This is a genomic window from Faecalibacterium sp. An121 (assembly GCF_002160915.1).
In the GTDB taxonomy this organism is placed as follows: domain Bacteria; phylum Bacillota; class Clostridia; order Oscillospirales; family Ruminococcaceae; genus Faecalibacterium; species Faecalibacterium avium.
In genome coordinates this window covers 39,917-65,269 of record NZ_NFLM01000015.1, presented here as the reverse complement: position 1 = coordinate 65,269, position 25,353 = coordinate 39,917, and the positions used below count along the sequence as shown (strand labels likewise).

Sequence of the window (25,353 nt, the reverse complement as noted above, 5' to 3'; positions counted from 1 at the left end):
CTCTATCTTTTATACACCATAAGGAGGAAAAATTCATTATGAAACTCAAGAAGATTGCTTCTCTGGCGCTGGCCGGCATCATGGCCGTCAGCATGCTCACCGCTTGCGGTGAGGGCACCAGCAACAGCGGCTCTTCCAGCAGCGAGAATACAAATCCTGCTACTGGCGTTTCCGCCACTTTCGCATCTTATCTGAAGAATGGCGACCGTGTGACTTTTGCTGATGACTCTGAATATCAGGGCTATCTGGCCTCCGCAATTGAGAAGTCCAGTATTAAATATGACACTTTGGATGATGCTACCAAGGTCGAAGCAATTGGTAACGGTAATAAGCCGTTTGATAAACTGGATGAAATTCTTGAAAAATCTGTGATTGGCTACAATACAAATAAGACGATTGATCAGTGGACCACTGGTGGTGTTAGCGAGACCACAGATGTAGTTTATATCAATATGTGGCGTGCTCCTGGTGACATGGCTCAGAACGTTGTTTTGAAACAAGTGGCTGCTAACATTGATAATGATCTGAAGGATAGTAAACTGGTGAATGTTTACACTGACACTGATAAGAACGTTTATGAGTATGATTACACTGGCAGTGTGAGCATGCAGAAGGTTGAAGATGGCAGTGCTTCGGCTTGGTATGTGCTGCTGACCATTAGCATTGATGTGACTAAGACCAGCAAGTAACTTTACTTATAACACCCCCGGGGCACCATACCGGGAGATGATATAAGGGACGCACAGGTGCCAGAGACCACCTGCGCGCTCGGGTAAAACACCCATCCGATGTGGCGGCAAAGAGGAATAGAACCATATTCCTTCTGTTGTTGATCGCACCAAAACAAAAGAACTTTTGCGTCACGAAAGATAGGGTCCCTCTGCGGGGGTCGGCCATGCGGCCGGCCCCCGCATTGTTTTTGTTTTGGCCGCGCTTTCTGCGCTTGGCAGGGCGTTGGATCCATTTTTCTGTGAAAAGTTTGCCTCAAGTGCTTTACAATGATAGCATGATAAAGTATAATGGGAGGGCAAAAACGCATCGGATCTCATCACACTGCACACGAAAGGGGACTGCCCTATGCAATTCGACCTCTCCCTGCTGCAGCCCAAGGAGCAGGTCTCCTTTGGACTGCGGGCCCTGTACGAGGCGGCGGGCTGCCGCAAGTACCACATGGGCCAGTTTGAGGAGTACGCCCTCTATCAGGAAAACCAGGCCTTCCTGCCCTCCCGGCAGGTGATCACCTTTACCGACCTGGACGGCCGGCTGCTGGCCCTCAAGCCGGATGTGACCCTCTCGATCGCCAAGAGCGCCCAGCCTGCCCCCGGCCAGACCCGCCGCTTTTATTACAGTGAAAACGTCTACCGCCCCTCCGCGGACAGCCATACCTTCAAGGAGATCGCCCAGATGGGGCTGGAATTCATCGGTCAGGTGGACCCGGAGCAGACCGGCCAGGCGGTGGCCCTGGCGGCCCGCTCGATGTCCCTTCTGGCCGAGGTGATGGGCCGGCCCTGGCGGCTGGAGGTGGGCCACATGGGCTGGCTGCAAGCCATGCTGGAGGCTCTGGATATCCCCGCGGCGGCCCGGGGCGGTATCCTGGCGGCCCTGCAAGCCAAAAACAGTCATGGCCTGAGCGCCGCTGCCCAGGCTGCGGGCTGCGGGCCGCAGCAGATCCAGACTCTGCAGGAGCTGCTGGAACTGCACGGCCCCGCCGGTCAGGTATTGCCCGGGCTGCGCCGGGCCTGCCGCACCCAGGCCATGCAGGATGCCGCCGCCCAGCTGGAAGCCCTGGCGGTGCGCCTGGCCGACGCAGGTCCCTCCCTCTGGCTGGACCTGACCTTGTCAGGGGAGATGGAATACTACAACGGCCTGATCTTCCAGGGCTATCTGTGGGGCGTGGCCCGCCCTGTGCTGCGGGGCGGCCGGTATGACCCGCTGGTGCGCAAGTTCACGCCAAAGGCCCAGGCGGTGGGCTTTGCGGTGTATCTGGATGAGCTGGACCACCCCGCTGCGCCGCCCCCCGCCGGCGGCTGCGAGGAGACGGCCCCCTGGCTGAACATCGCCTTGCCCAAGGGCCGTCTGGGGGATAAGGTATACCAGCTGCTGGCCCGCAGCGGGTGCCTGTCTCCCGAGGACTACAACGCCACCCGCAAGCTGGTGGTGGAGGACCCCGCCGCACGGGTGCGGTGCTTCCTGGTCAAGCCCAGCGACGTGGCGATTTATGTGGAGCACGGCGCGGCGGATCTGGGCATCGTGGGCAAAGATTGCCTGGAGGAGGCCGCCCCGGATGTCTATGAGCTGCTGGATACCGGCCTGGGCCGCTGCCGTATGTGCGTGGCCGCTCCGGCCGGCTACCAGGAGGACCCCGGCCGCCCCCTGCGGGTGGCCACCAAGTTCCCCCGCATCGCGCAGGAGCACTACGCCAGGCTGGGGCGGGATATCCAGATCATCCGGCTGAACGGCTCCATCGAGCTGGCCCCCATCCTGGGGCTGTCCGATGTGATTGTGGATATTGTGGAGACAGGCGCCACCCTGCGGGAAAACGGGCTGGAGGTCCAGGAAGCCTTCCTGCCCATCTCGGCCCGGGTGATCGCCAACCGGTCCAGCTATCAGTTCAAGGGGGCAGCGGTCCGCGGGCTGCTGGCCCGGCTGCGGGAGACCTTGTCCCGCCCAAAGGAGGAAACGTTATGATCCGTCTGTACAGACTGCAAGACCTGGCCCCCGGCCAGATCCTCAACCGGGACCCCGCCGCCCAGCCCGAAGTGGAGGCGGCGGTGGATGCCATCATCGCCCAGGTGCGGGCGCGGGGGGACGACGCCCTGCGGGACTACGCCCTCCGGTTCGACGGGGCAAAACTGGATGCGCTGGAGGTGACGCCCGCCGAGATGGAACAGGCCCTCGAGCAGGTGGACCCGGCTTTTCTGGAGATCCTGCGGCAGGCTGCCGCCAACATCGAGGCGTTCCACCGCCGCCAGCTGCCCCAGGGCTTTGTGATCACCCGGGAGGACGGGGTGGTGCTGGGCCAAAAATATACCCCGGTGGCCCGCGCGGGGGTGTATGTGCCGGGCGGCACGGCGGCCTATCCCTCCACCGTGCTGATGGATGTTATCCCGGCCCGGGTGGCGGGTGTGCCCGAGATCCTCATGACCACCCCGCCCGGCCCGGACGGCCGGGTAGCGCCCGCCATTTTGGCGGCGGCCTCGGTGGCGGGGGTCACCCATATCTATAAGGCGGGCGGGGCCCAGGCCATTGCGGCCCTGGCCTATGGCACCCGGACCATCCCGGCGGTGGACAAGATCGTGGGCCCCGGCAATGTGTATGTGGCGGCGGCCAAGCGCCGCGTATTCGGCCAGGTGGGGATCGACATGGTGGCCGGCCCCAGTGAGATCCTGGTGCTGGCCGACGGCGGGTGTGATCCCGCCTGGGTGGCGGCGGACCTGCTCAGCCAGGCCGAACACGACCGGCTGGCAAGCCCTGTGCTGGTGACCGACAGCGAGGCTCTGGCCCGCGCCGTCCAGACGCAGGTGGAGCAGCAGCTGGCCGTTTTGCCCCGGGCCGCCATCGCCCGGGCCAGCATCGAGGCCAACGGCAAGATCATCCTCTGCGATAACCTGGACCAGGGGGTGGAGGTGTGCAACACCATCGCCCCCGAACACCTGGAACTGTGCGTGGCCGACCCCTTTGCCCTGCTGGGCCGCATCCGGAACGCGGGCAGCATCTTTTTGGGACGCCATGTGCCCGAGGCCCTGGGCGACTACTTTGCGGGACCCAACCACACCCTGCCCACCGGGGGCACGGCCCGCTTTTCCAGCCCGCTGGGGGTGGAGGACTTTGTCAAGCGCTCCAGCTTCATCTATTACACCCCGGACGCCCTGGCAGCCGCCAAAGACCAGGTGGCCGGTTTTGCCATGCAGGAGGGTCTGGCGGCCCACGCCCGCAGCGTCACCATCCGCTTTGCAGAGGAAGGGGGCGGGGCGCAGTGAGCCGTTTCCTCAGCCCTGCCATGGAGGCTGTCACCCCCTATCAGCCGGGCAGCCAGCCCCAGAATACGCAGGGAGTGGTGAAGCTGAACACCAACGAAAGTCCCTTCCCGCCCCCTACGGCGGTGATGGATGCCATAAGGGAGGAGGAGATGCGGCTGCACCTCTATCCCGACCCCTGCTGCCGCCAGCTGCGTCAGGCGGCTGCGGAGGCCTACGGCCTGCAGCCCGAACAGGTCCTGGCGGGCAACGGCAGCGACGAGGTGCTCTATTTTGCCCTGCGGGCCTTCTGTGACAGCGGACGGCCCCTGGCCTTTGCGGATGTCACCTACGGCTTTTACAGCTGCCTGTGCAGCCTGCTGGGCGTGCCGGCCCATATCATCCCCCTGCGGCCGGACCTGACGCTGGATCCCGGCGATTACTGCGGGCTGGGGCAGACGGTGGTCATCGCCAACCCCAACGCCCCCACCGGCATCGCCCTGCCCCCCAAAGCCCTGGCCCGGGTGGCGGCCTCCAACCCGGACAACGTGGTGCTGGTGGACGAGGCCTATGTGGATTTTGGGGCGGACAGCTGCCTGCCCTTGCTGGAACGATACAAAAATCTGCTGGTGATCCGCACCTTTTCCAAGTCGCGGCAGCTGGCGGGGGCACGTCTGGGGCTGGCGCTGGGCAGCCCCGAACTGATCGAGGACCTGGACCGGGTGCGCACCAGCCTCAACCCCTACAACGTCAGCCGGCTGGCCCAGGCGGCGGGGGTGGCCTCGCTGCGGCAGCACCGGTTTTTTGAGGAGACGCGCAGGCAGATCATCCAGTGCCGGCAGTGGACCGCCGAACAGCTGGCCCGGCGCGGCTTTGAGCTGACCGACAGCAAGGCGAATTTCCTGTTTGCCCGCACCGACGCCATGCCGGGGCCGGAACTGTTCCGGCGGCTGTGGCAGCAGGGGGTGCTGGTCCGCCGCTTCGATACGCCGTCCCGCATCGGGGACTGGCTGCGGATCACGGTGGGCACCCTGGAACAGATGGAAAAAGTGCTGGACGCCGTGGACACGGCTTTGAAAGGAGAGTGCTGACCATGCGGGAAGTGCGTTTGGAGCGCAACACCGCCGAGACCCAGATCGAGCTGACGCTGGACCTGGACGGCGCGGGCATCTACCAGGTGGATACGGGCTGCGGCTTTTTGAACCATATGCTGGAGCTGTTTGCCCGGCATGGCCGCTTTGACCTGGTGCTGACCTGCCACGGGGATGTGGAGGTGGACTATCACCACACCGCCGAGGATGTGGGCATCGCCCTGGGACAGGCCTTCCGCAAAGGGCTGGGGGAGATGCGGGGGATCCAGCGGTACGGCAGCTTCTGCCTGCCCATGGATGAGGCGCTGGTGCTGTGCGCAGTGGACCTGTCGGGCCGGTGCACCCTCAACTGGGCGGTGCGCTGCCCCACCGAGAAGGTGGGGGACTTTGACGTGGAGTGCGCCAAGGAGTTCTGGATGGGCTTTGCCCGCAGCGTGCCCTGCACGGTGCACCTGGTGCAGCTGGCAGGGGAGAACAGCCACCACATCCTGGAAGCCTGCTATAAGGGGGCGGCCCGGGCGCTGGCCGCCGCCGTGCAGGTGGACCGCGCACACCGGGACGAGATCCCCTCGACGAAAGGACTGCTGGTATGATCGCTGTGATCGATTACGGGGTGGGAAACCTGTTCAGCCTGCGCTCCAGCCTGCGGCATCTCGGGCTGGAGGCCGCCGTCACCGCCGACCCGGAGGTGATCCGGGCCGCCGACCGGGTGATCCTGCCCGGGGTGGGGGCCTTTGGGGATGCCATGGAGCAGCTCGAACGGCGCGGCCTTGTGCCGGTGGTGCAGGCCGAAGCCGCCCGCAAGCCCCTGCTGGGCATCTGCCTGGGGATGCAGCTGTTGTTTGAGGAGAGCTATGAGTATGGCCGCCATGCCGGGCTGGGGCTGGTGCCGGGACGGGTGTGCCCCCTGGCCCCCGACCTGGCTGACCCCGCCCTCAAGGTGCCCCAGATCGGCTGGAACGCCCTGGAGCTGCTGCGCCCCCAGGACCCACTGTTCCGCTATCTGCGGCAGGGGGAGTATGTCTACTATGTCCACAGCTACTACGGCAAAGACTGCGCCGCCAGCACCCTGGCGGTCAGCGAATATTCCATCCCGGTGACGGGCGTGGTGCGGGAGGGCTGGGTGTACGGCGCCCAGTTCCACCCCGAAAAGAGCGGCGACACCGGCCTGCGCATCCTGCAGGCCTTTGCGGAATTGTAAGGGGGCGAAGGTATGGAGCTGTTTCCAGCCATTGACCTGCGGGAGGGCCGGGTGGTCCGGCTGACCCGGGGGGACTACGACAAGATGACGGTGTATGGCGCAGACCCCTGCGCCCAGGCCGATGCGTTCCGCCGGGCGGGGGCCCGCTGCCTCCATCTGGTGGATCTGGACGGCGCCCGGGACGGCGTCCCCGCCAACGTCCAGGCCATCCGCGCCATTGTGGAGCAGGGGGGCCTGTATGTGGAGGTGGGGGGCGGCATCCGCACCCAGGCCCAGATCGAGCGGTATCTCGAGCTGGGGGTGGGCCGGTGCATCCTGGGCAGTGCGGCGGTGACGGATTTTGCCTTTGCCGCCCGGATGCTGCGAACCTACGGCAGCCGCCTGGCGGTGGGGGTGGACCTGCGGCAGGGGATGGCGGCCATTCACGGCTGGCGCGAGGACAGCGGCGTGGAGGGGCTGGCGTTCTGCCGCCGGCTGGCCGACGCGGGCTGCACCGCCCTCATCGTCACCGACATCTCCCGGGACGGCGCGATGCAGGGCACCAACCTGGACTTGTACCGCCAGCTGTGCGGGGCCCTGCCAGGGGTCGCCGTGACGGCCAGCGGAGGGATCACCCGGATGGAGGAACTGGAACAGCTGGAGCGGCTGGGGGCAGCCGCAGCCATCCTGGGCAAGAGCCTCTACACCGGCGCATTGGACCTGGCCGAATGCCTGGAGCGGCTTGGCCGGGGGAAAGGAGACGCGCTATGATCGCCAAACGGATCATCCCCTGCCTGGACGTGCGCAGCGGCAGGGTGGTCAAGGGGGTCAACTTCCAGGGGGTGCGGGACGTGGCCGACCCGGTGGAGATGGCCCGGATGTACAACGCCGACGGCGCCGACGAGCTGGTGTTCTACGACATCGCCGCCAGCTTTGAGGGCCGGGCCCTCTTTACCGATATCCTCACCAAGGTGGCGGAGGAGATCTTCATCCCCCTGACGGTGGGGGGCGGCATCAACACCCTGGAGGACTTTGACCGGGTGCTCAAGTGCGGGGCGGACAAGGTGTCGGTCAACTCGGGGGCCCTGCGGGACCCCGGGCTGATCCCGGCGGCGGCCCGGCGCTATGGCAGCCAGTGCGTGGTGCTCTCGGCCGACGTCAAGCGGGTGGACGGGCAGTTCCATGTGTTTGCCAAAGGGGGCCGGGAGGACACCGGCCGGGACGCTTTGGACTGGATCGCCCGGTGCGTAGCCGCCGGCGCGGGAGAAGTGTGCCTCAACAGCATCGACACCGACGGGGTGCGGGGCGGCTTTGACCTGGAACTGCTGGACGCGGTGGCCGCCCGGGTCAGCGTGCCCATCATCGCCTCGGGCGGCGCCGGCAAACAGGAGGATTTCCTGGAGCTGTTCCGCCACAAGGGGATAGACGCCGGGCTGGCGGCGGGCATCTTCCACCAGAAACTCCTCTCCATCCCCCAGCTGAAGGCCTATCTTGCAAAAAATGGGGTGGAAATGCGCCTGTGACCTCTTGCATATCGGACCGGAATAGGATAAACTGTTAGTATGTTCCCTTTGCGGACAGGAGAAGCTATGGAACTGAAATTTGATGACAAAGGCCTGATCCCCGCCATCGTGCAGGATCATTACACCAAAGAAGTGCTCACCCTGGCTTATATGAACGCCGAGGCCCTGGCCCTGACCATTGCCGAGGGGCGGACGGTGTTCTGGAGCCGCAGCCGCCAGGCGATCTGGCGCAAGGGGGAGACCAGCGGCAACGTCCAGCAGGTGGTGTCCATCACGGCCGACTGCGACGGGGACGCCCTGGTGGTGGAAGTGATCAAGAGCGGCCCTGCCTGCCATACCGGCGCCGAGAGCTGCTTTTTCCAGCCGGTGTATGTCAGCGAAGCGTGCAAGCAGTTCAGCTGGCAGGGCCTCTACGACCTGATCCGGGGCCGCCGGGACCGGCCCCAGCCGGGCAGCTACACGTCTTACCTGTTTGAAAAAGGGAAAGAAAAAATCCTCAAAAAGGTGGGCGAGGAGTGCACCGAGGTCATCATTGCCGGCGAAAAGGAGGACAAAGCCGAGACGGTCTATGAGATCGGCGACTTGGCCTATCATCTGCTGGTGCTGATGGTACAGGCCGGCATCACGGTGGAGGACATCACCCGTGAGCTGGAAAAACGACATATCATTGACCACAAGGTCAAACAAGAAAGGATGCAGTGAGCAAGGCTATGGCAGACTTCATGAGATCCAGCGTCCACTGCCACTCGACGCTGTGCGACGGCAAAAATACCTTACAGGAGATGGCTTCTGCCGCCTGCGCCCAGGGGCTGACGACGCTGGGCTTCACGGGGCACAGCTATACCCCCTGCGACCGGGAATATTGCATGAGCCCCCGGCGCACCGCCCAGTACAAGGCCACCATCGCAAAGCTGAAGGCCGAGTACAAGGGCAAGGTGGACATCCTCTGCGGCATCGAGTGGGATCAGTTCTCGGAGGACAAGCGCGTCGGCTACGACTATTGGATCGGCAGCGTCCACTATCTCCATGGGTCTGTCAGCGGCAAGTACTACGAGATCGATTTCCGCAAGCAGGATCTGCAGACCTGCATCGACACCGACTTTGGAGGGGATGGCCTGGCGGCTGTGGAGGCCTACTACGCCTCGGTGGCCCAGGTGGCGGCCCTCCGGCCCGATATTCTGGGCCATCTGGACCTGATCAAAAAGCTGAACCGGGACGGCGCTTTCTTCGATGAGTCCTCCCCCCGCTACCACGCGGCGGCCATGGGGGCCCTGGAGGCTGCCCGGGATGCCGGCTGCCTGCTGGAGGTGAACACCGGCGCGGTGTTCCGCGGCTACCGGGATGACTTTTACCCCAGCGACTGGCTGCTGCAGGAGTGGCGCCGGATGGACGGCAAGGTCATCATCACCGCCGACGCCCACTCGGTCGATTGCCTGACCTTTGGCTACGAGGAGGCGGCCCGCCAGATCAAGGCCGCCGGCTTTGCCAGCGTCCAGGTGCTGACCGGAGCCGGCTTTGAGACCCAGCAGCTCTGAAATTGAACCGATCATCGACTTGCACGGCTTCCGTCGAAAGAACGGGGGCCGTGCTTTTGCGCGGCACAGCCGCCGCCACAAACGAAAACACGGAGGTCACATGGAGATGACACAGACCATGGGCCGGGGCAGGGGCCGCCAGGTGGACCTGCTGCATGGGCCCATCTTCCGCAACCTGTTGCTGTTCGCGATCCCTATTTTTATATCCAACCTGTTCCAGCAGCTGTACAACGCGGCGGACGCCATGATCGTGGGCAATGTGCTGGGGGATACATCCCTGGCGGCAGTGGGAGCCTGCGCGTCCATCTATGAGCTGCTGGTGGGCTTTGGCCTGGGCATTGGCAACGGCCTGGCCATTGTCACCGCCCGGGCCTACGGCGCCCAGGACCCCGACAAGGTCAAAAAGACGGTGGCGGGGTCGATGGTCATTGGGCTGGTGGCGTCGGCGCTCATCACCATCTTCGGGCTGCTGTTTCTGCGGCCTCTGCTGCAGGCGCTGGACACCCCGCCCGAGATCCTGGACGAGGCGTACAGCTACATCATCGAGATCGCCCGGTTTGTGGTGGTGATGTTTGCCTACAACCTGTGCGCGGCGCTGCTGCGGGCGGTGGGCAACAGCGTCATGCCGCTGGTGTTTTTGATCTTCTCCTCCTGCCTCAATGTGGGGCTGGACTACTGGTTTGTGGCCGGCCTGGAGATGGGGGTGCGGGGCGCCGCGGTGGCTACCGTGCTGTCCCAGGCGCTGTCGGTGGCGCTGTGCATCGTGTATATCCTCCGGTATGCAAAGCACCTGGTGCCCAGCCGCAGGCATTTCCGGCTGGAGAAGGGCCTCTACCGCGAACTGATCACCCAGGGCCTGTCCATGGGCCTGATGAGCAGCATCGTGTCGGCAGGGTCGGTGATCCTGCAATACGGCATCAACGGTCTGGGCACCCTGGTCATTGCGGGGCATACCGCCGCCCGGAAGCTGTTTACCTTCACCGATATGCCGGTGATCGCCATGGCCACGGCGGGCTCCACCTTTGTGTCCCAGAACCGCGGCGCCGACAAGCCCGACCGCATCCGCAAGGGGATGAAGCAGATCTGGATGTTTGCCTTTGGCACCGCCATCGTGATGACCGTGCTGATGAGCCTGTTCTCCGGGGTGCTGGTGCGGCTGGTATCCGGCTCCAGCGCACCGGTGGTGCTGGAAAACGGCGCCCGGTATCTGGTGTGGAACGCCCCCTTCTATTCGGTACTGGGGGTGCTGCTGGCCACCCGCTATGCTTTGCAGAGCCTGGGCCAGAAGGTCCTGCCCCTGATCTCCAGCGGCATCGAGCTGGTGGGCAAGATCCTGTTCATGCTGTTCTTCATCCCGCGCTTCGGCTACAATGCCGTCATCCTCTGTGAGCCGGTGATCTGGTGTTTTATGTGCGCCCAGCTGCTCTGGAGTTACTGGAACGACCCCTACATCAAGGCCAGCCGGGACAAGTCCCGCCCGCACTGAACCTTCCGCCCCGCCGCTGCGGCGGGGCTTTTCTGTGCCGGGGGCAGGAAAATTTTTGAAAGAAAAAGTGTGATAAGAATGTTGACAAGTTGTGAAAATTGTGATATGCTTTTCACACAATTCAGGTAAAGCTGCCTGGCGGCTTTCCTATCTTTTGGCTGCGGGCAAAAAAGCTTTTGTCCTGTGCAGCACCAAATCTGCTTATCCACGGACCCTTGCATATATGCCCCCGGCGGCTCACCACCGCCGGGGGAATTTTTTTTGCCCTGCCGCAGCCTACGCCTGCATTTTATGACAATGAACCGGCGAAGTGTTACAATTTTGTGGAAGAATTGTGAAAAGTGTGCTACAATACTTCCAACCAGCGGGCGAGTTCCCCGCCCTGACCATCCAAACAAAAACTGGAAATGAGGTGTAATAGGTTTATGAAACTGAAAAAACTGTTGGCTCTGGTCCTGTCTTTGATGCTGGCGTTGACCATGCTGACCGCTTGCGGCGGTGGCGGAAGCTATGCCAAGACAAATACGATGCTGAGTGCTGCTGGTTACAGTGTGCGGGCGACTACTTCCAGCGAGACGGCGGCTGCGGCTAAAGACTTTGCCGACGTGGTCAGCGGTATGACTGTGTCCGAGGCGTTTAACCGCGTCCATCAGAATGAGAATGGCGTGTATGCTGTTTTCCTGACGGATGCATATATGGACCAGATCAATACGAGCAAGGCGCAAGGCATAAGCAATAAAGACTATTTCGCTCTTTACATAACAGTTGCCGCACATATGCAAACAGGGACGACCAAAGTCTTTATCGATATGGAAGACGCTGCTACATCGGATGGTACAGAAGGCATGGTAATTGCCTATAAATACTAAGATACCGGATTGATTTGATTTTGAAGCAGTCTATGGACCAACGCAGACGGTGTGCCCTGCGTGCTGATCGTGGCGCTTGCGGACTGAGACAACTTTTAACTTTGGGGACTTTTATATAAATCTTTACTTGCGGAACAGAAAGACGAGGTGTCATCTGTGAAGATGAAGAAACTGCTGGCCCTGATGCTGGCGGCTGTGCTGGCCTTGACGATGCTGACTGCTTGCGGCGGCGGCAAAGGCAAGGATGTGGACATCAGCGATGTCAATGCGATCCTGCAAAGCCAGGGACTGGACATTGAGGTGAAAAGCTCGATGGAGCTGAACACCGTGATGAATATCTTTAAAGCAGCCATGAAGCAGAATGATGTTTATCTGGTGGATACAGAGATTTTGGCCTCCGAGCTGGGCCCCCTGATGCCGGGGTTTGCCTGCTGGCAGGTATACAGCAGTTCCCAGCAGTATGATACCTCTCTGGAACACGCCGCGGCAAATGCGGTGCGGGATCTGGTGGCAGGATATGGCGCAAACTACCGCTTTTATGTGAGCGGCATCGAGCTGGTCGAACCCAGCACGCAGATCCGCTACTGGTTTGTCATCGTTGGAGCGAAAAATCCGTGACGTTTCTCCCCCGGCGGGCTTCCCGTCGGGGGATTTTATAGCCAATTTGTAAATTTTGTCTATGGTAAAGTATCGTTGTTGACAATAAATGGGCGATATGGTATGGTTATTCCATCAAGGGGCAAGAGGTATGATCTTGGCCCCATACCGCGAGACGGCGCAATGTTTGCATCTGAAAAGAGAAAGGATGAGTGAGTACCTTATGAAATGGAAGAAATGGATCGCCCTGGCGCTGTCTGCCGTGATGGCAGTCAGTATGCTCACAGCCTGCGGCGGCGGTGGTGGTGTGAGCGGATCGCTGAACGTAAGTAAAATGACCGGTTTGCTGGAGGATGCAGGCAGTGATGCAGTCATTGTGCGCGAGAATAAACTGTCTACTGCCGTGACAGCTGCGGCCAAGAATGTTGCTTCGTCCGGGGCTACCGGCTCTGCAAGCAGGATCGTGGCCGAAAATATGGGATGGACGGTCACAAACGTCCTGGGTGAGCTGGTCAATGACATTAAGAACAGCGGCGCGATCATGAGCATCGGCACCTCTGTGGGCATTACTTATGTTGTTGAAGAAAATGACCTGAAAACAAATACAGGCGTTGGCCTGCTGGGCTACCTTGCTTCCAACAGAGAGCAGATCCAAAAGCTGGGCGCGATCAACACGCCGGAAGCTTTTGCAGCTGCCCAGATCCTCATGATCGATGGCGCACTGGGTACGGTGCAGGATATCTCTGGAAATGCGGTCCGCTTTTCCTACAATGCGGCGGCTAAGAAAGCCACAACGTCCAGTGATACTTCGTATTGGGTGATTGCAATCGAAGTAAAAGCATCTGCGCTGTAAATACCCGTTTTGGAACCAGAACAAGAAGCCCCCGGTGCGCCGGGGGCTTTATTGTGTCCGGCACACAGGGGCGGGATTGCACTGCATACCGCTGCTTTTGGATTGCGGGGGCGCGGGAGGTATGGTATACTGGTCACAGAACAGGCGCGGGGGCGACCCTGTGCCGCAGCAGAGTCTATATGAGAAAACGAGGTGTTGTGACATGAAGATGAAACGATGGCTTGCTCTTGCCCTGGCTGCTCTGCTGGCAGTGGGATTGCTGGCCGGCTGCGGCGGCTCCGGCGCAGTCTCTTTGAACGATGACAAAGTGGAAGCGTTTTTGCAGGAATCCGGGATCGACGCCACGGTGGAAGCGGACGACAGCCTGACCCGGGCGGCCCGGGATATGGCCCAGACCCTGTCCGGGCAGGACTATGCGCAGATCGATGCATCCATGTCCACCATACGGCAGGAGATCGCCGGGCAGGCCGGTGTGGGGCGTCTGGCAGCCTGTGCCGTCTATGGGGATTCTTACCGGCCCTCCACTCCGCTGGGCGCGCTGACCCGCTATGAGGAGACGCTGGCCTCCTGCATCCGGATGGAAGGGAACGGCGACGGCGCTTATAAGGCGGCTGTGGTGCGGTTCACCAGCCGGGACGGCATGAAGCTGGTGCTGTACGTGGCGGCTGAAGCCTGACGCAGTTGGGAAAAGGGAGACTGCAATGGCAAATAGAAGGCAAAGAAAGATACCGGGCACAAGCGGCTGAAAAACAAACAAGCGGCCCTGCCGGGCGTGTCCGGCGGGGCCGTTTTGACATGAAAAGGCTGCGGCCTGTAGAGAGGGGAAAACAGCAAACCGCAGCCTGTGGAAAAATGCTTGTAAATATTACAAAGAGGAATAACCGAAGCTGTTGACCAGTGCGTCGATGGGCTGGCCTGCCTTGCACATGGGGCAGTCCCGGGATTCGTAGCTGGTGTAGTCGGGCAGGTTGTTGGGGTCGAAGATGGAGTTGACCCGGAAGCCCATGAACTCGTGGGTGGTGGCAAAGATGGCCGACAGGCCCGCTACCTGCCCACCGTAATACTGTACCGCCTCAACGGCGGCCTTGACGGTATAGCCCGTAGTGATGGAAGCTGCCAGGATCAGCACGTGCTTGCCCCGCACCATCGGCGTGATGTTGTCCCGCAAGATGATCTGACTGCCGGTGGTGAACTCGGGCGTGATGACATAGATGGTCTGGTGGGCGTTCATGTTGCGGAAACCGTCCCGGGTCAGCTCGTTGGCCAGGCAGGTGCCGATCACCTGTGTGCCGTCCAGACAGAGGATGGTATCCACAATGGTGGTGCTCTTATACATATGTACCAGCTCTTTGGCAGCCTCGGCCGCCTCGGACAGGCGGGATTTCTGCATGGTCACATCGATGTAATAATTGATGTGGCTGTGGCTGGTGGCGAAGTGCCCTCGGGCGACACGGAGGAACATCCGCTTGTTTTTGGTGGGCAGCTTTACCATATTGATCATTGTTCGACCCCTCCTGTCTGTGGCCGGCAGGGGGCACACCCTATACCCCCCGGTTGGTGGATGGAATATACCTTTATTGTAGCGGGAAACGATGGTGTGCACAATACACAAAATTAACAAAATTTAGGGAAAATTTTATAGTGATATACTTGCTGTCACCCTCAGCCTTGACAGCCCGGCCCAAACGTGTTATAGTCTACTCGACAAACCGTTGAAGCGGAAGACGCGGCGAAGGACGTCCCCCTCAGAGAGCCTGCGGCAGCTGGGAAGCAGGCGGGCAGGCGTGCGCCGCTATGGGCCGCCGAGGGCGCGGGGGAAGGGCGCGAGCCTGCGTATCCCGCGACGGCAGGGCGCACGTCAGCGCCGGGGGCGTGCTGGCGCCCCGACAGAGCGTGGCGCTCCTGTGCGGGCGCCAAACCAAGGTGGCACCGCGGATCATTCGATGTTGATTCGTCCTTGACAAGACCGGCAGGGCCCGGCTTTGTCCGGGGCGTTTTTTTATGGGCGCGCCAGCGTGCGCACAGCAAAGGAAGGAATTTTAGGAGGCTTTTTGTTATGAGCGAGCAGAATGAGCGCAAACGGGTGATCTTGTCCGGCATCCAGCCCACCGGCACCTTTACTCTGGGCAATTACATCGGGGCGGTGCGCAACTGGGCCAAGCTGCAGGACCAGTTCGACTGCCTGTATATGGTGGCCGACCTTCACGCCCTGACCGTCCGGCAGGAGCCTGCGGCCCTGCGCCGCCACACCCGGGAGGCCGCAGCCATGCTGCTGGCCGCCGGCATCGACCCCGCCCGCAGCATCCTCTTTGTACAGAGCCATGTGCCGGCCCACACCCAGCTGAACTGGATTTTGTGCTGCAACGCCCAGTTCGGTGAGCTGAGCCGGATGACCCAGTTCAAGGACAAGAGCGCCAAGCACCCCGACAACGTCAACGGCGGCCTGTTCACCTACCCGGCCCTGATGGCGGCGGATATCCTGATCTACAACGCCGATCTGGTGCCGGTGGGCCAGGACCAGACCCAGCACCTGGAGCTGGCCCGGAATGTGGCCCAGCGGTTCAACAGCAATTACAGCCCCACCTTCACCCTCCCCGAGGGCTATGTGACCAAAGAGGGGGCCAAGATCATGTCCCTGGCCGACCCCACCCGCAAGATGAGCAAGAGCGACACCAACGCCAACGCTTTCATCCTGCTGACCGACGACCGGGACGCCATTGCCCGCAAGTTCAAGCGGGCGGTCACCGACTCGGAAGGGGTGGTCCGCTATGACCCCGAGACCAAGCCCGGCGTGTCCAACCTGATGGCCATTTACCACATCTTCACCGGCAAGAGCATGGAGGAGATCCAGAAAGAGTTCGAGGGCCAGGGCTACGGCACCTTCAAGGAGGCGGTCGGCACGGTGGTGGCCGACGGTCTGGCCCCCATCCAGGGCGAGTACAGCCGCATCCTGGCGGACAAGGACTATGTGGACGGCGTGCTGAAAGAGGGCGCCGCCGCCGCCAGCCGTCTGGCAGACCGGACCATCCAGAAGGTCTACCGCAAGGTGGGCCTGCTGCAGCTGTAAAACTGGCAGGATACGAGCTTGTTCGGCCCGTGCCGCCGCCTTTTTGGGCGGGGCGCGGGCCTTTTTGCTACAATGCGCCACGGCCGGACAGGAGACGCGCTCAAAACCACCGCGCTTCGCATTTTTTCGGCCCGGCAGGGCGCAAACAAAAGCCTCTTGGAGTATTTTGTGTCGAACGGGCGCGGAGTTCTTGACGAACGCTGTTCCTTCCTGTATACTGGAAAAAACAGGTAACGAGGTCCGTCCGCCCTGCCCTGGGGCAGGGACCTTGTGCCGGAACACGCCGCGAATTTGCGCGCGAAAAGGAGAGCAAAATGAAAAAGTCTAAGAGCACCGGGATCATCCGCGGGATCGACAATCTGGGACGGGTCGTCCTGCCAAAAGAGCTGCGCACCGCCATGGACCTGACCGCTGACAGCAAGGTGGAGATCTTTGCGGAGGACGGTGCCATCGTGATGAGGAAGTATCTGCCCCGCAATGCCTGTGCCTTCTGCGGGGCCGTGGCGCAGGATGCCATTCCGTTTGAGGGGCGGTGCATCTGCCCGTCCTGCTGGGCGCGGATCGCTGCGCTGCATCCCCAGGGAGAGGAGGAGAAGCCTCAGGTATGAGCAGCCTTCGCTATGTGAAGATCCCTTCCAGCCGGCCGGGGGCCACCCTGAATGTACTGCTGTGCCTGCCCGAAGGCCGGCCCCGGGCGGTGCTGCAGATGACCCACGGGATGGTGGAGTATATCGGCCGGTATGAACAACTGGCCTGCTGGCTGGCGGACCGGGGGGTCGCCGCCGTGGGCCACGACCACCTGGGGCATGGCGGCTCGGTGGTATCCCGGGAGGAATACGGTTACTTTGGCAGGCCGGACGGCAACCGCCTGCTGCTGGACGACATCCACCGTGTGACGCGGTGGGCCAAGGCCCTGCCCGAACTGGAGGGCCTGCCGTGGTTTTTGCTGGGGCACAGCATGGGCTCTTTCTATGCCCGGCAGTACCTGTGCGAATACGGCGGCGAATTGCAGGGCGCCATTTTGATGGGCACCGGCTGGCAGCCCCGGGCGGCGGCCCGGGCCGGCCGGGCGCTGTGCCATCTGCTGGCGGCCTTCCATGGGTGGCGCTACCGCAGCAAGCTGGTGGACAGCATGGCCTTTGGGGGCTATAACCGCAGCTTCCGTCCGGCCCGCACCTCCAAAGACTGGCTGAACCGGGACGAAAAAGAGGTGGACCGCTACCTGTCCGAGGAGCGGTGCAGCTTCCGTTTCACCCTCAATGGCTACGACAGCCTGTTCACCGCCCTGGAGCGCCTGTGCGACAAGGAGCTGCTGGCCCGGGCGCCCAAAGACCTGCCGGTGCTGTTCCTGTCGGGGGACGACGATCCGGTGGGGGACCGGGGCCGCGGCGTGCAGAAGGCGGCCCAGAGCCTGCGGGACGCCGGGATGCGCCGGGTGGAAGTCAAGCTTTACCCGGGGGCCCGGCACGAGCTGCTGGTGGAGCTGAACCGGCAGGAAGTGTTTGCCGACATCGGCGGCTTCATCCAAAACCAGATCCAGGCATAAAAGACGCCCGTGCGGCCAAAAGGCTGCGCGGGCGTTTCGCTCACTTTTTGGTTTCTTCCGAGGGCGTCAGGCCGCGGATGTGGGTCTCGCTGGTCTTGACCAGGTTCAGCAGGCTGGATGTATAGAGGGGGAACTCCCGCGTCAGGCTCTCGGTGGTCATGGCCAGGGGGGCCGGGTCGGTCAGGCCCTCGCTGCCCCGCACGCTGTCCCCCGACAGCAGGATGTTGACATTGGTCTCCGCCATCCGCATCACGGCGTCGGCATAGCCCTGCCACTGCCCTTCCCGGATGCTGAACATACTGGCCGCGTTGTGGGGCCCGCTGGTGTACAGCAGCCGGAACATCTTGTACACCGACATCATCAGGTAGGTGCTGATCTCGGTGACCAGGGCTTTGTTGTGGCACTGGCCTACCTTGGCGTACAGGACGTTGAGGCTGTTGGAGATCAGCTTTTTGTTCATGGTAGGCAGGACGCTGCCGTGGTAGACATTGTCCTTCATCTTGTCCGGGTTGGGGATATCGTCGGCGGTCAGCACCGCGCCGGTGCGGTCGGCGCTGCGTCCAAGCAGATAATCACAGGACACCCCATAGTAGTCGGCGATCCGGACCACAAAGTCCAGCCCGCACTCCCGGATGCCTTTTTCGTAGTGGGAGAGCAGCGCCTGCGAGATGTGCAGGTCCTCGGCGGCCTGTTTCTGGGTGATGCCCCGCTCAGTACGCAGCAGCTTGATGATACGGTTGAATTCCATGCATGATCCTCCCGGGCCCCTGTCTGGCGCTGCACGGCCGGGGAGCCCTTCCCTTGTAATATCAACAACACGTTGATTATACACAAGGGAAAACGACTTGTAAAGGAAAAAATCGACGAGATTTTGCCTCTTTTTTCGTCGCTTTTGTCAAAAGGCTTGCCCTGCCACCAGATATATGATACACTGGGCAAAACCCCGGCCTATCTTGTGTGTGCGCCCTGGCAGCGGGCGCAAAATTTTTGCGCGCAGGGGGCTTTTTGTAAAAGAGAGGTGCATTGTGCATGAAGACCTTTAAGCTGCATCTGATCCGCCACGGCCTGACCGCCGGCAACCTGGACGGCCGCTACATTGGCGGCGGCACCGACCTGCCCCTGTGCGAGGAAGGGCGGGCCCAGCTGGCCGAGCTCCAGGCGCGGTTCCAGTATCCGGAGGTGGACACCGTCTTTTCCTCCCCGCTGCTGCGTGCGGTGGAGACGGCGGGCATTCTGTTCCCCCATGCGGCCCACCAGTTCACCGTCCACGACCTGCGGGAGGCCCACTTTGGGGTCTTTGAGGGCCGGCCGGTGAAAGAGCTGGTGAAGGACCCCGACTTTTCCAAGTGGATCACCCCGGGGTCGGGCTTCACCCCCGAGGGGGCCGAGCCCACCGCCGATTTCCACCGCCGCTGCGGCGAGTCGCTGCTCAAGCTGTTTGAGTATATGATCCGGATGGACGTCACCGAGGCGGCCTGCGTCACCCATGGCGGCGTGATCGTCAGCATGCTGGCCCAGCACGCCCTGCCCAGCCGCCGCCCCGAGCAGTGGATGGCCGACCCTGGCTGCGGCTACACCGTCCAGACCGACGTACAGCTGTGGATGCGGGACCGGATGGTGGAGGCCATCGATATCGTGCCCTACGGATACGCCGATACCCTGCGGGGCCAGGCAGAGAACGAGGAAAACGAGGCATACCGATAAATAAAACCGCCGCCCGCGGGCCTGTGGTGCCCGGGGCGGTGGTTTTGGTTTGGGTCAGGTCGCGGTCATCTCGGAGCCGGCGCTGTCCCGGAGGATCAGTTCCTGGCCGGCCACGCTGCCCATCAGGGCGATGTAGCTGGTGCCGGGGCGGATGTCCAGGGCGGTGCCGTCCGAGTTGTAGATGGCGAGGGTGGAGTCTACCCCCGGCATCCAGAGGATGCTCCAGACCGAACCGCCGTTCAGATAGACCCCCGCTCCCATGGTCAGGTCATAGCCCCAGGTGTAGCCGTCGTCTCGGCGGGAAGGGGCGCTGTAAAGGATGAGCAGGTTGTCGAACCCGGCCTGGGTGTCGGTGTTGGCATCGGTCTGGGGGGAGCCGTCGGCCCGGGCCATAAGGTATTTGCCGGTGCCGCTGTCATAGGTGAAACGGGTGGAAGCGGACGCCGAGAAGATGACCTCCACCGAGGAGGCGCCCTCCTTGCCCCCGGCGGGTTCACCGAAGGGGAGCAGGGGCGGCAGCTGGGTGGTGGGTTCGGCGTCCTCCTGGTCTGTGTCGGGCTGGATGGGCTGGATCTCCAGTGAGACGCCCGCCTCCTCAGCCAGAGGCAGCAGGTCCGCGCCGCTGGTGGTCCAGCTGGTCTGGTCGGGCTGGCCCCATTCCCCTTCGTAGGAAAAGCCATTCACCCCCAGAGACAAGGCGTCCAGAGGGGCGATCTCGTACAGGTCCAGAAGGTTGGCCGCATAGATGCTGGCCCCCCGCTGGATGGGGATGGCCTGCTGGCAGGCCAGCAGCTGCAAATAGAGGTCACGGGCCTGGGACACCGGGCCGACCTTGGGTACGGCCTCCAGGGCGGGGTAGACCAGGCAGAGGCTGGTGGCACTGTCCCCCTCGGTGAGGGCTTCCAGCACCACCGACGCCTCGCCAATGCCCCACTGGCGTGCGGCGTCGGTCCCGTTGTACAGGAACACTGCGGCAGAGCGCTGGCCGGGCCAGCGGTCGGACAGGCCGGTGAGGGGATCTGTGGCGGCGGCCTTCTGGGCGGCGGCGTCCTGCTGCCGCTCTGTCAGGGAACAGCCCGCCAGGGCCAGAGCCGCCAGGCAGACGGCCGCCAGGGCCAGAGTGAACTTTTTCATGGTGAAGATCCTTCCCAATCAGGCGTTGAAGGCAAAGAAGTCCCGCTCGTCCTCGTCCACCACAGCCAGGTAGGTGCGTCCGCGGTTGAACAGGACGGTCTGGCCGCCGTCGCTCACTTCCAGGGGAAGGTCGGGGGCCAGCTTGGACCACTGGCAGGGCCGCACCCGCCCCTGCGTGAAGAGGTAAGCCTCGCCGCCGGCAATGTACTGCACCTGCTGCACGTCGCCTGAGTCGCCGGGGTAGGCGGCAATGGGGGCAAAGCAGATCAGCAGATTCTCAAAGGCCAGCTGCTGGCCGTTCAGCTCGTCCACCGCCGCTTCGAACCGGCCGGTGCGGGCGCTGTACATCAGCATCCGATAGACTTTGTCGGCCGGGCTGTAATCAAAGGAGGACTGATAGTTGGCCGAGTGGCGCACCGTCACATGGCTGGCGTCCTGGCAGCCGGCCAGCTCCTCCACAGCGCCGGTGCGGTAGTCTGCAAAGGGGAAGAAGGTGGTATCGTAGTGATAGTCCAGGCTGATGCCGGCGTTGCCGGCGGCCTGGCGGATCTCGGGGCCCGAAGTGAACTCGGTGTGCTCATAGGCCACTACGCCGCCCCGGCTGTCCCGGTGGGCTACATGGGGATGGGTGGGGGTGTTGAAATAGCTCTTGCCTCCGATGTTCAGCCCGGAGTAGTCCCATTGATTGACGTACTGGGTGCAGAAAACGCTCTCGCCGTCATGGTAGTAGAGGGCCTGCCAGGGCATCAGCAGCTGCAAAAACTGGTCCCGGCCCGAGCGGAGGGGACCCACCTCGGGGATGACGTCGGCGCTGGTGTAGACAGCGCACAGCCGGCTGATGTTGCCCTCCACCTTGGATTCGATCAGGATGGAGGCGGCAGACAGGCCCCGCTGCGGCCGCGCGTTCTGCCGGGCGCTGTTGCAGATGTTGTTGATCATCACGCCCACCATCCGGCCGCTGCCGGTCTTGGGCTGCCCGGTGAGGGGATCGGCATCGTAAGGGGGAAGGGCGGGGGCGCTGCTGGCAGCGGGCTGGGAAGAAGCCGCGGAGGACGCGGCGGAAGAAGCGCCGGAGGAAGCGGCCCCGGAGGAGCCGAACAAGCGCTGCAGCCAGTCCAGCAGGCTGCCCTGGGTGCTGACACCCATCAGGGCCAGACTGCCGGTGAGAGCTGCCGAGCAGCGCAGAAGCAGGCGGCGGGTGATCTTCATAGAGGTTCATCTCTCCTTTGCAATGGGATACAAGACAGGGCGCAGGGCCCCGGTTCCGGGCACAGGATGGCGCGGGTAACGGCGCACTGTATATTCTTCATTGTAACTATTTTGTATCCCTTTGTAAAGAGGAAGTTCCTGCCGGCCCCGCCCGCCCCGCAGAGGCAAAAAAGGCGCCGCAGCGCTGCCGCGCGCCCCGGCGGCAGGACTTTTTTGCGCCGGGACTTGCAATTTGCGCCGGGGTGTGGTACAATAATCAGGCGGCATATGCAGCCGTACCTATATGCGCTCGTAGCTCAGTCGGTAGAGCATCTGACTTTTAATCAGAGGGCCTGGGATTCGAGTTCCCACGAGCGCACCAAAGAGAAGCGTTGGATCGTAAGATTTGACGCTTTTTCTTTTTATGTACCCGCCCAAAGGCGGGGAGTGCACGGTCGGTGCACGGTTTCTGCACGGTCAGGCTTTTCGCAGGAGGATTTTATATCCTGTGGAATTCCTTTGCAGTTTCTGCCTGAATTTGCATCAGGTCATGAGGGCCAAGCGGAGCTGTGCCTTCACCGCAGGGTCGGCGTTATTCAACAGATCGAGCAAGGCGGACATGGAGATGGCGGCCTCACCGGCTATCTCAGACGGTTGAGCGGGCTTACCGGCTTCCTTGTAAAAGCTCTCCTCGAACTTTTGTCCCAGCTCTTTGCGGGAAGTCTGCTGGATATGGGCATAGGTATTGACCAGCATATCCGCGCTGGCATGGCCTGTCGTGCCTTGTACGGCTTTCACATCGCCGCCCGAGATCATCAGCTGGTAGGTGGCACTGGAATGCCGCAGCCCATGAAAGACGATGCGGGGAAATTCCGGGTGCGCGTCCTGCCATTTGAGGAACTTTTTGCGGATGAGGACCGGCTCCACGGCCTGACCGTTGGGCAGGCGGAGAAGCATTCCGCTGTCGTGGTAGCGTTCTGGTGCACGGGACTCGTCGGCTTTTAACTGTTCCAGCCAGCATTTCAGTTCCTCCCGGAGAGCGGCGGTCAGGAAGATGATCCGGCGAGATGCATCTGTTTTGGTGCTTTTTAGAATCAGAAGGGTCTTGCTGCCCTCCCGCTTGTCCTCAAAGGCTTTTAACACACAACTGTCGCCTACTTGGCTTAGAGATTCTTTCTGTACCCGCTGCATCGACTTGTTGACTGAAAAGGTGCCGACCCCGCCGGCGGCGTCAAAGTCGATGTCTTCCGGGGTAAGCCCTGCCACTTCGCCTTCCCGCAGTGCGCCAACCAGAGTCAGGTGGACCGCCAGATGAAGGATAGGGTCCTCCATGCTGGCGAGGGCCGCCCGCATTTCCTCAACGCTCCAGATGCTCCGCTCCTGGGTAGTCTTTTTGGGGCCTTCCAGAGGGACGGGGCTTTTCAGTAGAATGCCCCACTCCACCGCATAGAGGAATGCGGTGTGCAGCAATCGGTGGACCTCATGGATGGTGGTACCGGAAAGCAGCCGCTGCTTTTGTTTGGGGGTCAGCTTCTGCTTTTTGCCTTCGATATACTGGCCGCAAGGCGTCTTGCTCAGAGTGCTGTACAGGTTCTCCAAGTGATAAGGCTTGAGCTTCTGCATCTCCATGTTTCCGATATAGGGAACAATAAGGTTTTGGATGGTGGACAGATTGGACTGATAAGTCTTGGGTGCCCACTTATGCTTGCTGCACTGTTTGGGCAGCCAGTCCATCAGGAACTCACCGACCGTTACCGTTGAAGGGATCAGGAAGGTGCCGCTGGCCAGCTCGTGCTCGACCTGCTTTTTGCGGTTCATCGCCTCCTCTTTGGTGGAGAAACTTTCCCATTTGTCGCAGCTTTTGCCGTGCTCGTCCTGGTAGGTGTAGCGGACGCCATAAGAGCCGCCGCGTTTGGTGATATATGCCATAACTGCCTCCTTGTCAGGCTGCCCGGAACAGCCAGGCGTGAAAACTGTCCTTGGGGACGCGGATGCTTCCGCCTACCCGTAAGACACGGAACTCGGTGGTGCTGTTGCACAGGTTATAGGCAGAGCGCAGGCTGATGGCCAGCATCTGCGCCACCTCCTCCACCGTGTAGACACAGGCTTTCCGTTCGGGCTGTTTCAGGTCAGAGTTCGGAGACTTGACGGCATTGTTTTGGGTGACTGATTCCATTGTACCGGTTTCGGGGGTGTTTTGCAAGGTTTCTGAGGTGAAATTTGTGGGTGTGTTGTTATTTTTCTTCATTGGCATTCTCCTTTTCATGGTTCAAAGTTCGGCAGTACGCTGGGCGGCTTTGGGCCTCCTGAATTCGTCCAAAACCTCTTTCGGTATCCGTTCCAGCAATGCCAGAGCATCCTCATAATCGCGCCGGAGCTGTGCGTCCCGCAGCTCCTTGAGGACGCTGGTTTTGGTGGCGGCTTCCAGAGATTGCTCCAACTCGGCGGCCTTCTTTTTCAGTTGCTTGTTCTCTGTGGCCGTCTCGGTGAAGGCTACGTTGTACTTCTTGAGCTGAGTGTGCATCTTCTCCACAGCCGGGATATAACCGTCCAGCAGTTTGGAGATTTCGGCGGCCCGCTTTTTGCTATTAAGAGGCCCGATGCCGGTAAGCAGTTCCTCCAACTTCTGGCGCTGCTTGTTGAGGCGGGTCATCTCCTTGAAAATGCGGGGTGGAATGTGGTCGCGTCCCGTCTGGCTTGCGCTCTCGCCGCGCTCCAGGTCGGGGTATTTTTGGACCACGTGTTCCCAGAACTTGTCCTGCCACCAGGTCAGCTTCTTTTTGTTGCCCACGATCTCCTTGGCACTCAGGCGGCCGTCTGCGGTCAGCGGAACAAAAGAAAGGTGCATATGGGGCGTTTTCTCGTCCATATGCACCACGGCGGAGATGATCGTTTCTCTGGATTGGTATTGCTCGAAGAAGCAGAGCACTTCTTCAAAGTAGCGCCGGACTTCGGGCAGCTTCTTGCCTTTGAAAAACTCCGGCGTAGCGGTGAACAGAACCTCCACCACCCGGACGCTGTCTGTTCGGGTACGGCATCCGGCAGCCTGGATTTGATTCTCGGCCTCTGCCCTATACCTGCCGGTTGGCTCAATCAGGTGGAAGTTGTACTTGCTGCGGGAGCGGTCAATATCAGGGTTGCTGGCGTACTTTTCTTTAGTACGCTCGTTGTGGGCTTCGATGTTGGATATCTCCGGCCCCTTGTACTTGGCGAAGCGCATGATGGCATATTGTGGTTGGCTCAAGGACGGCCCTCCTTTTTGGCAATTCAATCATATTGGTGACGGGCATAGTACAAACTCCTTTCTTTTGGATGGATGAGCTTCGATTACAAAAGTGGTGCTGGACAAAATGTCCAGCACCAACCAAACTAAAATCAAGTGTTCATTTTGACCACTTGATTATTGATACATCCTCTTTTATCAGTTGGTCAAAATGACCAACTGATTTATATAAGGGGATAGAAGGTGTTCCATCTCAAATCAAGTTCTCAAAATGGGAACTTGATCGGAGAGGAGTGGCCTGGGTCATTTTGACCCAGGCCACTTCAGTGTCATAAAGGATTGCGTATATAGCACGTTTTGGGCTTTTCGCTATGTACGTGCGTACGGGGGGGTTAGTGCAT

26 protein-coding genes and 1 tRNA gene are annotated in these 25,353 nt (G+C 61.4%); 20 read left to right on the top strand and 7 right to left on the bottom strand.

Going from position 1 to position 25,353, the window contains the following annotated elements; genetic code table 11:
* Positions 1-38 precede the first annotated feature (38 nt).
* The 15 genes from B5E66_RS09135 to B5E66_RS09065 all read left to right on the top strand — a co-directional run bounded on the left by B5E66_RS09135 (position 39) and on the right by B5E66_RS09065 (position 13,766).
* Positions 39-689 (top strand): hypothetical protein, encoded by a 651-nt coding sequence (locus tag B5E66_RS09135; protein ID WP_087231843.1) that lies wholly within the window; start codon positions 39-41, stop codon positions 687-689.
* Positions 690-1,077: 388 nt separating this feature from the next.
* A complete protein-coding gene (gene hisG / locus B5E66_RS09130) occupies positions 1,078-2,688 on the top strand; it encodes an ATP phosphoribosyltransferase (RefSeq protein ID WP_087231840.1) in 1,611 nt (536 codons plus the stop codon).
* Positions 2,685-3,980, top strand: coding sequence for a histidinol dehydrogenase (gene hisD / locus B5E66_RS09125; RefSeq protein WP_087231837.1), 1,296 nt, complete (start codon positions 2,685-2,687; stop codon positions 3,978-3,980). Before hisG ends, hisD begins: the two co-directional genes overlap by 4 nt.
* Positions 3,977-5,047 carry a histidinol-phosphate transaminase gene (gene hisC, locus B5E66_RS09120; RefSeq protein WP_087231834.1) on the top strand — a complete coding sequence of 357 codons (1,071 nt, stop codon included), beginning with the start codon at positions 3,977-3,979 and terminating at the stop codon, positions 5,045-5,047. Before hisD ends, hisC begins: the two co-directional genes overlap by 4 nt.
* 2 nt (positions 5,048-5,049) lie before the next feature.
* On the top strand, positions 5,050-5,640 hold the full coding sequence (gene hisB, locus B5E66_RS09115; protein ID WP_087231831.1) for an imidazoleglycerol-phosphate dehydratase HisB: 591 nt from the start codon (positions 5,050-5,052) through the stop codon (positions 5,638-5,640).
* The gene (hisH, locus tag B5E66_RS09110; RefSeq protein WP_087231828.1) at positions 5,637-6,248 is read left to right on the top strand and encodes an imidazole glycerol phosphate synthase subunit HisH; all 612 of its coding nucleotides are present in this window, start codon (positions 5,637-5,639) and stop codon (positions 6,246-6,248) included. Before hisB ends, hisH begins: the two co-directional genes overlap by 4 nt.
* 12 nt (positions 6,249-6,260) lie before the next feature.
* A complete protein-coding gene (gene hisA / locus B5E66_RS09105) occupies positions 6,261-6,998 on the top strand; it encodes a 1-(5-phosphoribosyl)-5-[(5-phosphoribosylamino)methylideneamino]imidazole-4-carboxamide isomerase (RefSeq protein ID WP_087231825.1) in 738 nt (245 codons plus the stop codon).
* Positions 6,995-7,750, top strand: coding sequence for an imidazole glycerol phosphate synthase subunit HisF (gene hisF / locus B5E66_RS09100; protein WP_087231821.1), 756 nt, complete (start codon positions 6,995-6,997; stop codon positions 7,748-7,750). Before hisA ends, hisF begins: the two co-directional genes overlap by 4 nt.
* 66 nt (positions 7,751-7,816) lie before the next feature.
* Complete coding sequence (gene hisIE / locus B5E66_RS09095) at positions 7,817-8,452, top strand: bifunctional phosphoribosyl-AMP cyclohydrolase/phosphoribosyl-ATP diphosphatase HisIE (RefSeq protein WP_087231818.1); 636 nt, start codon at positions 7,817-7,819, stop codon at positions 8,450-8,452.
* Positions 8,453-8,460: 8 nt separating this feature from the next.
* Entirely contained in the window at positions 8,461-9,285 is an 825-nt protein-coding gene (locus tag B5E66_RS09090; RefSeq protein WP_087231815.1) for a histidinol-phosphatase HisJ family protein, read from the top strand.
* 106 nt (positions 9,286-9,391) lie between these two features.
* Entirely contained in the window at positions 9,392-10,771 is a 1,380-nt protein-coding gene (locus tag B5E66_RS09085) for an MATE family efflux transporter (RefSeq protein ID WP_204245679.1), read from the top strand.
* A 425-nt stretch (positions 10,772-11,196) separates the two neighbouring features.
* Complete coding sequence (locus tag B5E66_RS09080) at positions 11,197-11,640, top strand: hypothetical protein (protein ID WP_087231809.1); 444 nt, start codon at positions 11,197-11,199, stop codon at positions 11,638-11,640.
* Positions 11,641-11,796: 156 nt separating this feature from the next.
* Positions 11,797-12,258, top strand: a complete 462-nt coding sequence (locus B5E66_RS09075) for a hypothetical protein (RefSeq protein ID WP_143406968.1) — start codon at positions 11,797-11,799, stop codon at positions 12,256-12,258.
* A gap of 202 nt (positions 12,259-12,460) precedes the next feature.
* A complete protein-coding gene (locus B5E66_RS09070; RefSeq protein WP_143406967.1) occupies positions 12,461-13,090 on the top strand; it encodes a hypothetical protein in 630 nt (209 codons plus the stop codon).
* 202 nt (positions 13,091-13,292) lie between these two features.
* Complete coding sequence (locus tag B5E66_RS09065; RefSeq protein WP_087231799.1) at positions 13,293-13,766, top strand: hypothetical protein; 474 nt, start codon at positions 13,293-13,295, stop codon at positions 13,764-13,766.
* A 189-nt stretch (positions 13,767-13,955) separates the two neighbouring features.
* Here B5E66_RS09065 and B5E66_RS09060 read toward each other — a convergent pair whose 3' ends face one another.
* Positions 13,956-14,591: a phosphoribosyltransferase gene (locus B5E66_RS09060; protein ID WP_087231796.1), complete on the bottom strand. Its 636-nt coding sequence runs from the start codon at positions 14,589-14,591 to the stop codon at positions 13,956-13,958.
* 555 nt (positions 14,592-15,146) lie between these two features.
* Here B5E66_RS09060 and trpS point away from each other — a divergent pair.
* The 3 genes from trpS (at position 15,147) to B5E66_RS09045 (ending at position 17,703) form a co-directional block, all read left to right on the top strand.
* Positions 15,147-16,157: a tryptophan--tRNA ligase gene (gene trpS, locus B5E66_RS09055; RefSeq protein WP_087231793.1), complete on the top strand. Its 1,011-nt coding sequence runs from the start codon at positions 15,147-15,149 to the stop codon at positions 16,155-16,157.
* Positions 16,158-16,471: 314 nt separating this feature from the next.
* Positions 16,472-16,765 (top strand): AbrB/MazE/SpoVT family DNA-binding domain-containing protein, encoded by a 294-nt coding sequence (locus B5E66_RS09050; RefSeq protein WP_087231790.1) that lies wholly within the window; start codon positions 16,472-16,474, stop codon positions 16,763-16,765.
* A complete protein-coding gene (locus B5E66_RS09045; protein ID WP_087231787.1) occupies positions 16,762-17,703 on the top strand; it encodes an alpha/beta fold hydrolase in 942 nt (313 codons plus the stop codon). Before B5E66_RS09050 ends, B5E66_RS09045 begins: the two co-directional genes overlap by 4 nt.
* A gap of 40 nt (positions 17,704-17,743) precedes the next feature.
* Here B5E66_RS09045 and B5E66_RS09040 read toward each other — a convergent pair whose 3' ends face one another.
* Entirely contained in the window at positions 17,744-18,451 is a 708-nt protein-coding gene (locus B5E66_RS09040; protein ID WP_087231784.1) for a helix-turn-helix domain-containing protein, read from the bottom strand.
* A gap of 281 nt (positions 18,452-18,732) precedes the next feature.
* On the opposite strand from B5E66_RS09040, the gene B5E66_RS09035 reads away from it, so the two are divergent.
* A complete protein-coding gene (locus B5E66_RS09035; RefSeq protein WP_087231781.1) occupies positions 18,733-19,407 on the top strand; it encodes a histidine phosphatase family protein in 675 nt (224 codons plus the stop codon).
* A 54-nt stretch (positions 19,408-19,461) separates the two neighbouring features.
* On the opposite strand, the gene B5E66_RS09030 is transcribed toward B5E66_RS09035, so the two are convergent.
* Together B5E66_RS09030 and B5E66_RS09025 are read right to left on the bottom strand one after the other, a co-directional pair.
* Positions 19,462-20,541, bottom strand: a complete 1,080-nt coding sequence (locus tag B5E66_RS09030) for a DUF3048 domain-containing protein (RefSeq protein WP_087231778.1) — start codon at positions 20,539-20,541, stop codon at positions 19,462-19,464.
* 18 nt (positions 20,542-20,559) lie between these two features.
* Complete coding sequence (locus tag B5E66_RS09025; RefSeq protein WP_087231775.1) at positions 20,560-21,750, bottom strand: DUF3048 domain-containing protein; 1,191 nt, start codon at positions 21,748-21,750, stop codon at positions 20,560-20,562.
* Between the two features lie 285 nt (positions 21,751-22,035).
* Here B5E66_RS09025 and B5E66_RS09020 point away from each other — a divergent pair.
* A tRNA-Lys gene (locus B5E66_RS09020) sits at positions 22,036-22,111 on the top strand.
* Positions 22,112-22,272: 161 nt separating this feature from the next.
* On the opposite strand, the gene B5E66_RS09015 is transcribed toward B5E66_RS09020, so the two are convergent.
* The 3 genes from B5E66_RS09015 to mobV are packed head-to-tail and all read right to left on the bottom strand — an operon-like array spanning position 22,273 to position 24,949.
* Positions 22,273-23,658, bottom strand: coding sequence for a site-specific integrase (locus B5E66_RS09015; RefSeq protein WP_087231772.1), 1,386 nt, complete (start codon positions 23,656-23,658; stop codon positions 22,273-22,275).
* A 13-nt stretch (positions 23,659-23,671) separates the two neighbouring features.
* Positions 23,672-23,983 (bottom strand): helix-turn-helix domain-containing protein, encoded by a 312-nt coding sequence (locus B5E66_RS09010; RefSeq protein WP_087231769.1) that lies wholly within the window; start codon positions 23,981-23,983, stop codon positions 23,672-23,674.
* A 15-nt stretch (positions 23,984-23,998) separates the two neighbouring features.
* Positions 23,999-24,949: a MobV family relaxase gene (gene mobV, locus B5E66_RS09005; protein WP_164474873.1), complete on the bottom strand. Its 951-nt coding sequence runs from the start codon at positions 24,947-24,949 to the stop codon at positions 23,999-24,001.
* Positions 24,950-25,353: the final 404 nt, after the last annotated feature.